Origin of the sequence: Pseudomonas syringae CC1557 (assembly GCF_000452705.1) — a bacterium.
Classification (GTDB): domain Bacteria; phylum Pseudomonadota; class Gammaproteobacteria; order Pseudomonadales; family Pseudomonadaceae; genus Aquipseudomonas; species Aquipseudomonas syringae_F.
The window spans coordinates 3,066,940-3,082,168 of record NZ_CP007014.1 but is presented as its reverse complement, the minus strand read 5'-3'; the positions used below and the strand labels follow the sequence as shown (position 1 = coordinate 3,082,168).

At 58.8% G+C, this 15,229-nt stretch carries 10 protein-coding genes and 1 pseudogene; 5 read left to right on the top strand and 6 right to left on the bottom strand.

The annotated features are described in order from the left end of the window. Positions 1-7: 7 nt before the first annotated feature. The 3 genes and pseudogenes from N018_RS28085 to N018_RS28075 all read right to left on the bottom strand — a co-directional run. Positions 8-2,356: pseudogene (locus N018_RS28085) on the bottom strand (non-ribosomal peptide synthetase); the annotation flags it as partial. Continuing rightward, a complete protein-coding gene (locus tag N018_RS28080) occupies positions 2,242-2,484 on the bottom strand; it encodes a hypothetical protein (RefSeq protein WP_025389980.1) in 243 nt (80 codons plus the stop codon). The pseudogene N018_RS28085 and the gene N018_RS28080, both read right to left, overlap by 115 nt. Then, on the bottom strand, positions 2,484-4,124 hold the full coding sequence (locus N018_RS28075; RefSeq protein ID WP_025389979.1) for a condensation domain-containing protein: 1,641 nt from the start codon (positions 4,122-4,124) through the stop codon (positions 2,484-2,486). The genes N018_RS28080 and N018_RS28075 overlap by 1 nt, the downstream gene beginning before the upstream one ends. A 255-nt stretch (positions 4,125-4,379) precedes the next feature. Here N018_RS28075 and N018_RS13775 point away from each other — a divergent pair, with 255 nt between their 5' ends. From N018_RS13775 to N018_RS13765, 3 genes are all read left to right on the top strand, one after another. Continuing rightward, positions 4,380-5,393 carry a cupin-like domain-containing protein gene (locus N018_RS13775; protein ID WP_025389978.1) on the top strand — a complete coding sequence of 338 codons (1,014 nt, stop codon included), beginning with the start codon at positions 4,380-4,382 and terminating at the stop codon, positions 5,391-5,393. Continuing rightward, the gene (locus N018_RS13770; RefSeq protein WP_038401295.1) at positions 5,390-6,769 is read left to right on the top strand and encodes an MFS transporter; all 1,380 of its coding nucleotides are present in this window, start codon (positions 5,390-5,392) and stop codon (positions 6,767-6,769) included. Before N018_RS13775 ends, N018_RS13770 begins: the two co-directional genes overlap by 4 nt. 162 nt (positions 6,770-6,931) lie before the next feature. Next, complete coding sequence (locus N018_RS13765; protein ID WP_024647644.1) at positions 6,932-7,549, top strand: aspartyl/asparaginyl beta-hydroxylase domain-containing protein; 618 nt, start codon at positions 6,932-6,934, stop codon at positions 7,547-7,549. A gap of 337 nt (positions 7,550-7,886) precedes the next feature. Here the strand turns inward: N018_RS13765 and syrC are convergent, their stop codons facing one another. From syrC to syrB1, 3 genes are all read right to left on the bottom strand, one after another. Beyond that, on the bottom strand, positions 7,887-9,098 hold the full coding sequence (gene syrC / locus N018_RS13760) for a syringomycin E biosynthesis aminoacyltransferase SyrC (protein ID WP_024647643.1): 1,212 nt from the start codon (positions 9,096-9,098) through the stop codon (positions 7,887-7,889). A 71-nt stretch (positions 9,099-9,169) separates the two neighbouring features. Beyond that, positions 9,170-10,102 (bottom strand): syringomycin E biosynthesis L-threonyl-[L-threonyl-carrier protein] 4-chlorinase SyrB2, encoded by a 933-nt coding sequence (gene syrB2 / locus N018_RS13755; protein WP_024647642.1) that lies wholly within the window; start codon positions 10,100-10,102, stop codon positions 9,170-9,172. A gap of 17 nt (positions 10,103-10,119) precedes the next feature. Then, a complete protein-coding gene (gene syrB1 / locus N018_RS13750) occupies positions 10,120-11,964 on the bottom strand; it encodes a syringomycin E biosynthesis L-threonine--[L-threonyl-carrier protein] ligase SyrB1 (protein ID WP_024647641.1) in 1,845 nt (614 codons plus the stop codon). A 332-nt stretch (positions 11,965-12,296) separates the two neighbouring features. Between syrB1 and N018_RS13745 the strand changes: the two genes are divergently transcribed. Continuing rightward, positions 12,297-13,358 carry a TauD/TfdA family dioxygenase gene (locus tag N018_RS13745; protein ID WP_025389976.1) on the top strand — a complete coding sequence of 354 codons (1,062 nt, stop codon included), beginning with the start codon at positions 12,297-12,299 and terminating at the stop codon, positions 13,356-13,358. Between the two features lie 79 nt (positions 13,359-13,437). Next, positions 13,438-15,138, top strand: a complete 1,701-nt coding sequence (locus N018_RS13740; protein WP_024647639.1) for a cyclic peptide export ABC transporter — start codon at positions 13,438-13,440, stop codon at positions 15,136-15,138. Positions 15,139-15,229 lie beyond the last annotated feature (91 nt).

The following is a 15,229-nucleotide window of genomic DNA, read 5'->3' as shown; positions in this document are numbered from 1 at the left end:
AGCCCAGCAAGGCGTCGAGGATCACGAACGCACTTGGCAGCATGTACTCGGCCAGTTGCGGCGCCAGTTCGGCGCGCAGTCTGGCGACATCCAGACTCGCTTGTGGCTGGGCGATCACGTAGGCCACGAGCCGTTTTTCACCAGGATTGTCCTCCCGGGCGATCACCACTGCTTCCTTGACCCCTTTGCAACTGCCGAGACGGGCTTCGATTTCGCCCAGTTCGATGCGGAAACCGCGCACCTTGACCTGGAAGTCGTTACGCCCCAGGTACTCGATACGGCCGTCGGCCATGTAGCGTGCCAAATCGCCGGTTTTGTACATCCTGGCGTCAACGCTGTTGCTGAACGGATCCGCGAGGAAGCGTTCGGCGTTGACCTCTTCAAGGTTCAGGTAACCGCGTGCCACGCCGGCCCCACCGATGAATATCTCACCGGCCACGCCGTAGGGCACTGGCTGCTGGTGAGCATCGAGTAGGTAGATGCGCGTGTTGGCCATCGGTTTGCCGATGGTCGCGTTGCCGCTGCCTTCGCTGCCGGTCACAGCATCGTGACTGACGTAAGCCGCAGTGCAGGAAACGGTGGCCTCGGTCGGACCGTAAGTATTGATCAGGCGGGTATGCGCCGGGCGCACCTCATCCCAGAGCTTGAGTTTCTGCGCTGACACTGCGTCACCGGTGACGTTGATCAGGCGCACCTCGGCCAGGCGTTGTTCAGCGGCCTGGGGCTGGTTGTGCCATTCGGCCACCAGCGTGTGCCAGTGCGCGGCAGTCAAGTGCAGGACGGTCGGGTAAATACCGTGATTTTCAGTGCCCTCACTGCCGAAGATTTCGCGGCTCGGCGCCAGGGTGGCACCGACCAACAGTGCCGGGAAGATCTCCTCAACCGACAGGTCGAAGTTCAGGGTGTTCTGTTGCAGCACGGTGTCGCTCTGGGACAGGCCAAACAGGCGTGCAGCATCGACGCTGTAGTTGACCAGGCCACGGTGCTCGATCATCACACCTTTCGGATTACCGGTTGAACCTGAGGTGTAAATCACATAGGCCAGGTTGCGCACGCCGAGGTTTGCCAGCACAGGGTTGTCGTTGCGCTCGGTGAACGTGTCGCGCTGATCGTCGTCGAGTAGCACCAGCGGCACCGCCAGTGCTGGCAGACGGTCTTGCAATGCACGCTGAGTCAATACTGCCGACGGGGTACTGTCCTGAATCATGTAGGCCAGACGTTCCGCCGGATAAGCCGGATCCAGCGGCACATACGCACCGCCGGCTTTGAGCACGCCGAGCAGGCCGACCATCATTTCCACGCCACGCTCAACGCAGATGGCTACACGATCATCCGGGCCGATGCCCAGGCCGATCAGGTGATGGGCCAGACGGTTGGCCTGACGGTTCAGGTCGGCATAGCTCAAGTGCTGCGCTTGAAAAGCCACGGCGATAGCGTCGGGCTGCGCCTGAACCTTTTCTTCGAACAGTTGATGAATAGTGCTGTGCTGCGGATAAGGCACGTCGGTCGCGTTGAGTGTCAGCAACAGATGCTCACGTTCAACTGCATCGAGCAACGGCACCTGTTCCAGCACTTGCTGATCATCGGCAACCATGGCTGTCAGCAGGCGCTGGAAATAGCCCAGATAGCGGGCCATGGTGCTTTCATCGAACAGCGCCGTGGCGTACTCCAGCGTGCCCAGCAGACGGCCTTGCGCTTCGCCGATGTCCAGCGACAGATCAAACTTGGCCAGCGTGTTGCTCGGGCTCAGGCTTTCCAGTTGCAGATCACCGAGCACGAAGTTCATGTCGTTGGTGTCTTGCCAGGTCAACATCGCCTGGAACACCGGGCTGTGCGCCAGGCTGCGCACCGGTTTGACGACTTCAACGACTTGTTCGAACGGCAGGTCCTGGTGCGCCTGTGCCTCAAGAGTCTGCTGTTTGACCCGCGCCAGCAGGGTCTCTGCGGTGGGGGTGTCACTGATGTCAACGCGGATGGCCAGGGTATTGACGAAAAGGCCGACCAAGCCTTCGATTTCAGTGCGCGTGCGATTGGCCACCGGAGAGCCGATAACCACATCGTCCTGTCCGGCCAGGCGTCCCAGCAGGGCCGCCCAGGCGCTGATGACAGTCATATACAGCGTCGTGCCGTGACGTTTGCTCAGAGCCTTGAGGCCAAGGGTCAGCTGTTCGTCGAAGGCGATGGGCAAAGCGGCGCCCGCGTAATCCTGCTGTGCCGGACGCACTCGGTCGGTGGGCAACATCAACAGCGCCGGAGCGTCTGCCAGGGTTTGCTGCCAGTAGCGGGTTTGCTCTTGCAGCAGATCTCCGCTGAGCCAGCGGCGCTGCCACACGGCGTAATCCAGGTATTGCAGGGCAGGAAAAACTCCCAGACCGAAACGTCGAAACCAAAGGGGGTCTTTTGCAGCACGCGATCACTGCTGTCGACCTGGTAGGCGTCGCGGGCCCAGAGCAGGCGGTTGACCACGCCCAGGTGCTCGTTCATCACGCCTTTGGGCGTGCCGGTGGCGCCACGACCATTTCCGGGCCGCGACGCAGGCTTACCGCAACGCGAGAGTCCGGCTCCACTTCCAGTTCGATCAGGCGATGGGCGAGCTGGTTGGCCTGCTGGTTGAGTTCGGCGTAGGTGAGCAGCGGTCCACTGTCGCTGCTCACGGCGCAGGCATTTGGGCGCTGGGCGGCCTGTTGTTCGATCAGTTGATGGATCAGCACGTCACGGGGGTAGGCATGAGCGGTGTCGTTGAACGTCAGCAGATGCTGGTGCTCGTCCTCGCCGATGAGCGGGAAGTGTGCCAAGGGCGTCTCGTGGTGCTCCAGTACCGCTTCGAGCATCGCGAAGACGCGCTCTTGTATGCGCTGGACTTCTTCAAAAGTGAAGTAGGCGGTGTTGAAGTTGAAATCCAGGTGTACGTCTTCGGCTGGATGGTAGTCACGCACGAAGATCGCCATGGGCGTCTGCTCGTAGCCGTTGTCCAGCATGAGTACGCGTGCCGGGGTACTTTGTCCGTATGTTGCGTCACCGTCGAAACTTTCGAACGACAGCGAAATATCAAACAACTGGCGTCGCCCGGCGTGTGCCAGATGCAGGCTGCGGTTGAGTTCAGCGATGGGGAAACGCTGGTGGCGATAGGTCTTGCGCAATTGCGTCCCGACGGTATTCATCAGATCCACCAGCGAGCCCTGGGGATCGAACGCCAGGCGAATCGGGCTGACCGAGGAGAACATGCCGACCGTGGTCTTCTGCCGTGCAGTGGTGCGGTTGTGTACCGGCATGCCAACGACGATTTCATCGACCCCGACGGTGCGGCAGAAATAGGTACCGATCACGCTGACCAATAAATGCGCCATGGACAGGCTGCGTTCACTGGCAAACTTCGTGAGTGCACTGTAGAGGGCCCGGGGCAACATGGCCTGAACCTGGGTACTTGGAGCCAGAACGTTGGCAAGGCCTGCCTTGAAGTCGGCGCGGCGTTGCAGCAGTGGCGGCGGGAGTTGTGCGTAGGTTTGCTCCCAGAACAGGCGGTCACGTTCGTAGCGGCCCGATTGCAGATAAGCCCTGTCTTCTTCTAGGAAAGACAGGTAGGAAGGCCCCTCGGGAACATCTTCATTGCCCACCAGCAAACCGTTATAGGCGTTATCCACGGCATGCCCGACCAGCACCGCACCGATACCGTCGACCACCAGGTGATGGAAACGGTTGAACCAGTAGTAGTGGTGCGGTCCGCAACGCACCAGACGCGACTCCCAGAGCTGTCCGTTCAGTGATTCAAAGGGCTGCTGGAAGGATTTGCGCAGGTAGTCCATTGCCAGACCTGCATCGTCATCCGCCTCGGAAAAGTCCACCACCTCAAGTGTGAACCTGACCTCTGGCAGCACCCGCTGACGGCCGAAACCGTCGGCGTGACTGAAGCTCAGACGCAGGGCGTCATGGCTGTCGACGACCATTTGAATGGCCTTCTCGAACAGCGGGATGTTGATCTCGCCATGGATATCCAGTGACATGCCGATGTTGTAGTAGGGCAGTTCCGGGTGTGCAATCTGATCGAGCCAGATACCTTGCTGAACCGAAGCCAGTTCGTGAGAAGCGCAGGCTTGCGCAGATAGCTTTTCGGGCGAGGAATCCATTGCGTAACACCTGTTTTCTGGATCAGTGGGGCGTCTCCAATCGACGGCAGTGGGGCGCATTAGTCAACGCGTGGAGATAGAAAACTGCCGGTCGCCGGGACAAGGGGAATCTGTTGAAAAAATTAGAGTATCCACCGGGGGATGTCTGTCATGGGAAGCAGGGACAGCGTGAGGAGGGGGCCATTGCGGCGCTTGGGCGGGTCACTTGAGTCTGTTATATCAACTCTCATTTATTGTCTTTGTGAGGATCGCAGGATGCCGTTAAGCGCAGAAGTTGATCAGCCTGATTCGAAGTTCTGGAGTCTTTCCCGGTTTCCCAATCACTCCCGAGCCACTGCCGTGGAAGTGATCGATGCGTTGACTATTTCCCGGGAAGATTTCGTCCGTCGCTATGTCAACCACAACCGTCCCTGCCTGATCAAAAACGCGGTTCTTCACTGGCCCGCGTTCCACAAATGGAAGCAGCTTGACTACATCAAGGATCATTCGCTCAATAGTGCGGTGGTGGTGCGTTCAAAGGTCATTTCGGAAGTCATGGCCTGGTCAAATCCTGATGTCAAAGCGGCCTTGGTCGAGTATTCGAACGAGGTCCACAGTGACATCCCGTTCCATGACTTTCTCGACAGTCTGGGTGCGGGTGATCATCCGCTTGTGGCTGACAGTTGTGGTTTTGAAGAGGGCGAAGCCCTTGAGTTGCTGCGCCATGACGTGGCGGGTTTGCCGTTCATGCCGGAACTGTCCACGCCGCTGTATTACCCGCCCTATCGCAGCTTTTTGTACCGAAACTCCTACACCGACTGGCATTTCCATAGCGCCGACGAGACCTTCATGTCTCAGGTGGTCGGTGCCAAGGAAGTGCTCTTGTTGCCACCGGACGAGGCCACGTGGCAGGCGTTGCGACCTGTTATCGAAGAAGTGGGCTATCTGTACGACATCGACACCCAGCGTTTTCCGGGTACCCGCAATTTGTGCGCGTTGCGTACGGTGGTGGAACCGGGCGATGCGCTGTACGTACCAGTCTACTGGTGGCACGCAGTGCAATCGATCGATGACGCTGTCGGTGTCACCGTCGCCGTGACCTTCAGGACCCCCCTGCATGTGATTGGCGATATTCGCTCGCCCATCGCAAGGCGGATGCTGCGCACCCACTTGCGTTCCCGGCAGGCGCCGCTGGCGATCCTGGCTGTGCTCTATTCACTGGCTTTTCGGCTGGGGCGCAGGCTGGTCGGTATCGTCATGACACAGACACGCCAGGGTATGCGCCCGTGAGTGTCTGGCGCCGTTGGCGCTCATTCAAAGGTTTCGATCTGGGGCGCAGCTTTTACTTCCTCTGGTCAGGCGAGTCTCTTGCAATCATTGGTATGGCGCTGACCGAGTTCGCACTTGGTGTCTGGGTCTATACCAGTACCGGTTCGGCGTTTTCCTTTGCTGGCGTGGTATTGGCAGCAACCTTGCCGGCGGTTCTGTTCCTGCCGCTGGCGGGAGGGCTCGCCGACCGCGTCAGTCACCGGCTGATCATCATTTGTTGCGACGTGAGCCTGGCGTTGTTGCTGTCCGGTGTGATCGGTCTGCTCTGGTTCGATCGTCTGGAGCTGGTACACATGTATATCTTCAACTGTATGGCCTCTATTGTTTCGGCGTTCCGCACCCCGGCGTATCAGGCGGCTGTCAGTGAGATTGTGAGCCCGCAAAAATATACCCAGGCCTCCGGGCTGATGGGCATTACCAAAAATGCGTCGTCGCTGGTCGCTCCGCTGTTGGCGGGCATGATTATAGCCAAGGCCGGTTTGGCCAGCGTGCTGATGGTGGATTTGCTGACTTTCTGCTCTGGCACCTTGCTGGTGATCAAGGCATTTTCCCATCTGCGCCCGGTGCAGGAGCACGGCGTGCCCAGTGCGGAGGAGGCGGTGTTCAGCGGTGCGCTGAGCAATGTAATGGCCGGACTGAAATTCTTCGCTGCCAGCCATGTGATGACTTGGCTACTGGTCTACACCGTGATGCGCAGTGCATTGCTGTCGCTGGTGACGCTGATGATGACGCCGTTGCTGTTATCGACGCTGGGCAGCGACAGCCTGGGCATGGCCTACACGTGGGCTGCATTGGGCGGCCTGTTCGGCGCCGGAGTGCTGGTGTCCATGAGCAATCGGCGCAGGTTGATGGTGATGGCGGTAATAGCCGACCTGCTGTTGTCGATCTGCATCATTGTCCTGGGGCTGGTCTCGCAGACCGTGTCCTACTGTGCAGTGGCTTTCTGCGCAATCATGGTGGCGAGCATTGCCGATGCCGGAGTTACCGCCCTGTGGATGAGCCATATCCCAGTCGGCAATCGCGCCAGTGTCTTTGCCCTGATCAGCATGTTGACCATTGTCAGCACCAGCCTTGCGATCTTTTTCGGAGGTCTTCTGGTGGATCATTGGTTCGGGCCTGCACTGAGCCTCGGCGGTGTTTATGCCGATTCGATTGGCGTGTGGCTCGGGGTTGGCGAGGGGCGCGGAGTAGGGCTGCTTTTTGTGGTCACTGGCGCGGGTTTTGCGCTGCTGGCCCTGGGTGCGCTGTTGTACGGTCCGCTTCGCCGCCTGGAAGGTCCGCAGTCGGAAGTATCTGACGAGCGAGTCAGTGACACGCACCAGATTGATGCACTCTGAAAAGGTGTCCAGCGTGCCGAGCGACCGGTTGTACCGGATTCCCGTGACAGACAGGCCCAGGCTGCTGGGTCAATCTTTGCAGGCTCTAGCGCAGCGTCCTAAACCTGACTGGACTGCGCCCGTGCCTCCATCCAAGTCGACAAAACTGATATAGGAGGACCTATGCGTCCGTCGTTTTACGAACCTCATCGCTTTCCCCAGCTGCAGAACCTTGCTGATAATTGGGAAGTGATTCGTGAAGAGTTTCTAGCCCTTGATGCACCGACCCTGAGCATTAATCGCGTGGGCAAGTCGATCACCCAGCTCGTTGAAGAGTTGAACCAGCACATGGCCGCCGGCGGCGAATATGGCTGGCTCTGGGGTTGGGGGGACGGGGACGTTCCGATGCCAGAGTGGACTCAGTACGCCCTGATGGCCTACGACCAGCCGATCCCCTACGCTCAAACCGCAATGCCCAGGACTCTTGAGCTGTTGAGTCAGATTCCCGGTGTCAAGCTATGTGCCTTGTTGCGCATGGAACCCAACGTATTCATCGTGACCCACTCCCATGGCGGTACTTGGGAAGAGGGTTTGCTGCACATGCAATTGACCATCGACGCGCCAATCAAGCAGAGCTACGCCTACCTCAACGTCAACGGCAAGTTCAACCACTCCACCAACGGCAACCTGGTGATCTTCGACGGCTCCCTCGACCACTTCGCGGTCAATGCAGCAGAAGAAGAATATCGCACGGTGATGTATCTCGAATTTGATCGAGAAAAGCACATGATTGACGGATAGTGGCATTCTGGTCCGAGGGAACGGACCGCTTTAGGGCTCTGGGCCTGATACTGATCGCTTCAAGCAACAAAATCCTATCCAGGACGAGAGAGCTTGCTCCGGCTGGACGGCGTAGTAGCCCCATTCCTGCATTGGTATCTACACAGCTTTTTGGACTCGCTCCTTGTGGTTATGATCGTTCCGACGCAGAGCGTCGGAACGATAAGAAGCCATACCGCGATTCACTGTGGCTTGCCGGATCGCTGCATCGCTGCGCATTTCCGGTGCTTCGCGGACCAAGGGGAGCAAGCTCCCTCGCCACGGTTTGATTGTTCGTTGATCGCAAGGCCGGTTTTCGTCAGGCCACGGCTGGCTGAAGGACTTCTTCGAGGAAGCTGAACGCAATTTGTTTTGATTGCTGGGTAGAAGCAAAAAACGCCAAGTGGCTGCCGTCGCGCTCCACATGTAGCGTGGCGTCCTTTATCGACGCCGCAATATGCCGCGAGCCGCCTATGTGCGTGGTTGCATCGGCATCGCCAGCCACCACCAGGGTCGGCGCGGTAATGCGGGCCAGTCGTGGGGCCAGCTCGGTCTTGTTCAGCGCGTCGTTCAAGCGCGCATAGCGATAGAACAACTCGGGATTGACGTAGGGGTAAAGCACCACATGGGCAATGGACTCAGGGGTGGTTGCCAGTGTTGCCTGATCCAGGAACATCGCTTGCAGGTCAGCAGCCTCGCCACGATCCTGAGCTGCGCTTTCCATCAGCCACTCGAAGTTTTGCTGATGAGCGGTGCGCAGGTCGTTGTCGTCCAGATTGTAATCGCCATGCCACAGGCTCAGGGAGTTGACCCGGTCGGCGTGAGCAGCCGCGGCGCTTAGGGCTATCACAGCGCCGCCGCATATGCCCATCAGGTGTGCGGTCGATAACCTGAAGTGATTCATCACGCTGATCATGTCGGCGACCTGGGCGTCGGTGTCCACCGCAATCCGGTCGAACGCCTCGCAGGCACCGAACAACCCTCGGGTTTCCCAGGTCACGACAAAAAAGCGTTCGCTCAAGGCGTCGAACCAGTCGCGGCAGAGATCGAACGGAATGCCGCAGGGCAGTGCCAGAACCAAGGGAGGCAGCTCACGGCGGGCACTGGCATGCACCAACAACGGGGCATGGTCATGAGTGGTCAGGAGCAGTGTCTCTATATGCGGCACTGCACCGTCGAATTCAAAATGCTTGAGCAGTCGATTGAATGCGGTGACGTCTCCAGCATCATCGAAGTGCTTGTAGCTATAGTCGAGCGCTTCGCAGATTTTGCGGCTTATAAAATATTCAAATGACGACAGTTGTGCCTCGCCACCGTGCAAGTACTGCAGGGTACGCACACCAATGCGCGCAAACGCGGCATTGATCGCCCGCTCTGTGGCCCGCACGCTGGAGCACGCCGGCTCTGGCAGCGGGCCGTTTTCCCAGGCGAGAAAGCTCAGGCATACAGGATCGGGCAAATTCAGGGCAAGGTGCCTGAGCATCCTCACCGTCTCGCACAGACGCATCGCTGCGTCGGAGGAAATAGTCATGGATCTGTACTCTTTTTGGGCGCTTTTCTCAGGTACGTTGCGCGAGGCCACTGTCGTCTGACGCAGGGGGTTCAGACCGCTTCGAATTTCTTGCCACGAGTGGTATGCGTCACGAGGCGGTTGTATTCCGGTGTTTCATCACCGATCACCTGCACCGCGCCGTACTTCTCCAGGCTGATACGGCCACCGTACTCTTCGATGTGGTCCGAATCCGGGTAGACGTGCACGAACGACGGTACGTAGCGTGACGCGAAGCCCATGCGCATCTCCTGTGATTCGCCGCTATGCGGATAGGATGCGTGCATAAGCGTTGACCAGAAAATGATGAATTGCCCGGCTTTCATCTGCATGGGTACAGCAGAGGCCTCGTCGGGTTTCCAGTTCTCATCGATCTGCAACTGGCGATAGTCATAACCGAAGAAACCGCGACGCACACCGTCCTTGACCACCGAATTGTTGGCGTCAGGCTCATAGCTCATGCGCTTGGTTTCGTCGTAGTTCATGCTGTTCTGGGTGCCCGGAATGAACTGTAGGCAACCATTGGCAATGTTGGCGTCGGTGAACGCGGTCCAGACAGTGATGGTGCCGCCGAACTCTTCGTTTTCCGGCCAGATGATCTGCGGCTTGCCGGAAGCGTTGGCGAACGTATCGGCCTGATGCCAGTCGGTGCCTTCATCACCCGGATACTTGGGAAAGAACTCGGTGCGCCAGCAGAGCACGTTCGGGCCCAGAATGCTTTCGACGCGGTCACAGATTTCCGGGCGGCAGATATGGCTGGCCAGGAAGTCATCGTCCAGATGGCGGTCGTAGTTGGCGATGTTGGTGCCCCCGGAAATGGCGTCCAGATCCTGGTAGGCCGCGGCGCTGCGGTCGAGTAGGCGTAGACGGGTGCGCTTCCAGGTTTCCTTCATTTCTTCTGGCGTATAGGCGTCAAACGGACCGATAAAGCCGTTTTTCTCGAACGAGGCACGCTGTTCAGCAGTTAATGCGAATTTTTTGCTCATGAGCTTTTCCTTTTCGGTCAATGGGCTTGAACAAGGCTACGAGAGATGTGGCCGGCCAGAACTTTGGCCGTTGCGCCATCCGCCAGGATTCCCGGGTCGAGGTTGATTTTGTAATGCATCTTGAGCTTGCTCAGCGAACGAATCAGTGCCAGAGAAGTGCCGCCGAAGTCGAAGAAATCATCATTGACACCGATGTTTTTCAGACCCAGGTCTTCGCTCCAGACCTTGAGCACAAAGTGCTCCTGTTCACTGAGGCCTTTGACGTCCGCCGCGCGCAAGGAGGTCGTTTCGGCGGCAGGCGAGGGCAGTTGTTTCTTGTCGATTTTGCCGTGTTGGGTGACCGGCAACGCTGCCAGCGGCACATACACCGAAGGGCGCATGTACTCCGGCAAACTGTCGGCCATCAGTGCGGCAACTTCGCTGCGGGACTGCTCGGTCCAGGCATCGACGCCTTGGCCTGGTACCACATAAGCCACCAGTCGCAAGTCGCCATCGCCGTAATCGTGTACACCGACATGGGCAGCGGTCACGTTCGGGCTGGTTTGCAGCGCGGCTTCGATCTCGCCGGGCTCGATGCGGAAACCGCTGATTTTCAATTGCTCGTCGCAGCGACCGGCGTAACGGTATTCGCCATTACTCTCCAGGGTCATCAGGTCGCCAGTACGGTAAGCGCGGACAGCACCAGGCAATTCGACGAATCGCTCGACGTTGAGCGCGTCACGATTCATATAGCCCTGAGCCACACCGGCACCTTCGATGTAAAGCTCGCCCGTGGTGCCTTGCGCGACCGGGGCCTGACTTGCGTCAAGCAGGTGCAGGCGCCAGCCGTCCAGAGGCTTGCCCAGCGAAACCATGGCCGCTGTCTCCAGGTCTTGCGCCAACACTCGCTTGAAGGTGGTGTGAACGGTGGCTTCAGTGATGCCGTACATGTTGATCAGCGCAGGCGTCTGATCACCATGGCGCTCGACCCAGGGACGCAGCACGGCGGCGGGTAACGCTTCGCCACCGAACACTATATAGCGCAACGCCAGAGGAGCATTGCTGCCACGGTCGGCCTCATCAAGACCACGGAAAGCCGATGGCGTCTGGCTGAGCACGGTGACGCGCTGATCGGCGAGCCATTGACGCAGGCTGGCAGGCGAGCGCGAAACGTCATACGGGACAACCGCCACCTGTCCGCCGTGGGCGAGGGCACCCCAGATTTCCCAGACCGAGAAGTCGAAACCGATGGAGTGGAACATCGACCAGACGTCCTGGGCGTTGAAGCCATAGGCGCGTTGAGTACTTTCCAGCAGGCGACTGACGTTGCCATGGGAAACCTGAACGCCCTTGGGCTCACCGGTGGAGCCAGAGGTGTAGATGATGTAGGCAGTGGAATTACTCGGGTCGATACGGGTGTCTTCAGCGGCTGGTTGCAACGCCGGCGCGGACAGTAACTCGTCGAGTGTCAATACGCGCAGAGACGGTATTTTCGGCAGGTTGGCAGCATCGCCGATGATCAGGCTCAGCTCGCTGTCGCGCACGATGTGCTCGACGCGTTTGCCAGGGTATTGCGGGTCGACCGGCACATAGGTGCCACCGGCTTTGAGAATGCCGAGCAGGCTGGTGACCAGATCGACGCTGCGCGGCAGGTACATACCCACACGCGTTCCGTACGTCACACCTTCATCGCGTAACCGTGCGGCCAGCTTTGTCGACAGCGCGTCAAGCTGTGCGTAGCTCATCGTCCGGGCCGCATCGCTGACGGCAGTGCGATCAGGAAATTGTCGCGCCCTGTCACTGAACATCTCGTGCAGGAAAGCACCGGGCTTGAGAGGGGCTGACGCAGCGCTGGGCGATTCGTCAGTGTTCTTAATCGGCATGACCAAGGCTCCTGTGTAATAACCAGATTCAGCGTTCAAATCCGCTGCAATCGAGACATCCCTGCAGCCTGACGAGTCCGTAAATGGGCCGGCATAATCCGCAGTCGTTGCATTTCAGCACCGACTGCCAGCCGGCGTCTGTCGAGGGAAATGGGGACAAAGCCCTGCCGAACACAATGAGTAGGCATTGACGCTTTGCGCGGCCGCTGTCCCGGATTGCGGTGACAGACGCCCCTGGGGCATCAGTGTTTTTATTCTTGCGCGGTGCCGGAGCGTATTGGTCTGGCGCCAAACCACGTGGATGTGAAGGGCTGAGGTCCAGGAGTTTGTTCATGAGTCTTCAAGCTGACACTGCGCCCGTTTTCGCTGATCAACAGCAATCGGATGCGCCAACCTGGCCCGACGGGGTCGCTGACCGCTTGGTGCGGTTGTCTCTGCTGGCGGACGGCATCAGTTTGCCGATGGTCGTCGAGCCAGTCGCTGACGGTCTGGACCCGGCTCAGTGGGCCAGCGCGCGTCGCGAGGCGATTGAGGCACTGCTGTGTCGTCACGGCGCGGTGTTGTTTCGCGGGTTTGATCTGCCTTCGGTCGCCGCCTTCGAAGCATTTGCCGAGGCGCTGTCGCCTGGCCTGCACGGCACATATGGCGATCTTCCAAAGAAGGAAGGCGGGCGCAATGTCTACCGTTCAACGCCGTATCCCGAGCGCGAAATGATCCTTTATCACAATGAGAGTTCGCACCTTGAAAGCTGGCCTCGCAAGCAATGGTTCTTCTGCGAGAAGCCATCGCAAGTGGGCGGAGCGACCCCGCTGGCGGACATCCGCCAAGTGCTTGCCTACCTGCCCAAAGAGGTGATCGAGCGCTTTGAAAGCAAAGGCCTGCTTTACAGCCGCACCTTCACCGCCGGTGTCGAGCCAAGCTGGGAATCGTTCTTCGGCACCGCTGAACGCAGCGTTATCGAGCAGCGTTGCCGCGAACAGGGTACGGACTTCGAATGGCTTGACGGCGACACACTACAGCTTCGCACCCGGTGCCCGGCAGTGATCAGCCATCCGTTCACAGGCGAGCGCTGCTTTTTCAATCAGGTGCAGTTGCATCACCCCTATTGCATGGGCGAAGAACTGCGCGAGGACCTGCTCGACATGTTCGGCCCCGACCGCCTGCCACGGCTGGTCAGTTATGGCGACGGTTCAGCCATCGAAGACTCGGTGATGGCCTTGATCGGTGAAGCCTACGAGGCTTGCGCGGTGCGCTTCGACTGGCGCAAGGGTGATGTGGTGATGCTTGACAACATGCTCGTCGCCCATGCCCGTGATCCTTATGAAGAGCCGCGGCTGATCGTTGTGGCCATGGGTGAGATGACCGCTCGGGGCGATGTCTGGCAACCGGCCTGAATGATCGATATCCATTGATACCGTCAGGGCTTTCAACCACCAGCGCCCGCGCGGACCAAGCATCCAAGGACAGCAACCAATGAAAACCAAGCAAGAGAAGAAGACCAGACCGGGCTCGATCATGCGTCTGTTGTGGAGCAGTCATCCCTGGCTGACGTTCTTTACGCTGGTTACCGGGCTCATCAGCGGCGTGGCGTCCATTGCCGTGGTCAATGTGATCAACCAGGCGATTCACGACGAGACCTTTCAGCGTCAGTCATTGTTCTGGTTCGTTGGTCTGAGCGCGGTGGCTCTGCTGTTCCGCAACGGTGCGGCGCTGTTTCCGGCCTATGCCAGCATGCGCATCATGACCCGCCTGCGCATTGCACTGTGCCGCAAGATCCTCGGCACGCCGCTTGAGGAAGTCGACCGCCGCGGTGCGCCGAATGTCCTGACGATGCTCACCAGCGATATTCCGCAACTCAACGCTACGTTGTTGATGATGCCAACGATCCTGGTGGAGTCGGCTGTGTTTCTGTTCGGTATTGCCTACCTTGCGTACCTGTCCTGGGTGGTGTTCGCGATCACCGTCGCTCTGATGATGCTGGGAGTTGCGCTGTACCTGCTGTTTTTCATGGGCGGCATGAAGTTCAGCCACAAGGTGCGCGACGAGTTCACGGCGTTCAATGAACACACGCACGCGCTGGTGTTCGGCCTCAAGGAGCTGAAACTCAACGGTATTCGCCGCCGCTGGTTCAGCCGCTCGGCGATCCAGGAGTCTTCGGCCCGGGTCGCGAAGTACAACTACATTGAACGGCTCTGGTTCACCGCCGCCGACAACGTTGGCCAACTGAGTCTGTCGCTAATGGTCGGTTGCCTGCTGTTCGCAGCGCCGATGTTCTCTGTTATCGATGCCAAGACCATGAGCGCCAGTGTGCTGGCGGTGCTGTACATCATGGGCCCGTTGGTGATGCTGGTCAGCGCCATGCCCATGATCGCCCAGGGACGTATTGCCTGCGCGCGCCTGGCGGATTTCGGCTTTTCCATTAACGAGCCGCATCCGGAACCTGAAACCGGCGACGTCGACAATGTGCTGTTCCTCGACCATAAGAAGTCCTGGGAAAGTATCCAGTTGAAGAACATACACATGAGCTACAAGGACCCACTGAGCAGTTCCGGTTTTGCTTTGGGCCCTATCGACCTGACAATCCACTCTGGTGAGTTGATCTACATTGTCGGCGGCAACGGTTGTGGCAAAAGTACCCTGGCCAAGGTGCTCTGCGGCCTGTACATCCCGAAAGAAGGTCAGCTACTGCTCGACGGTACGGTAATCACCGAAGACTCGCGCAGCAACTATCGCGATCTGTTCTCGGCGGTATTCTCCGACTTCCACCTGTTCAACCGGCTGATAGGTCCTGACGAGAAAGAGCAGGCCAGCACCGACCAGGCGCAAAAATACCTGTCGACTCTGGGCCTGGAAGACAAGGTCAAGATCGAAGGACACAGTTATTCGACTACCAAAGCCTTGTCATACGGCCAGCAGAAACGCCTGGCCCTGGTTTGCGCCTATCTGGAAGACCGTCCGATTTACCTGCTGGACGAATGGGCCGCCGACCAGGACCCGCCATTCAAGCGTTTCTTCTATGAGGAACTGCTGCCAGACCTCAAACAGCGCGGCAAGACGGTACTGATCATCACTCACGATGACCAGTACTTCCAGCTGGCCGATCGCATCATCAAGTTGGTCGACGGTTGCATCGTCTCCGACGTGAAGTGCGAGCCCCAGGGCAGGCGCGCCTGAACTGAAGCGCTGTTCAACTTCCAGGGACGATCCTTCACACAACTGCATGAAGCAGATTGGTCCTCTGATCCGACTACCGGTTTTCGCTGCC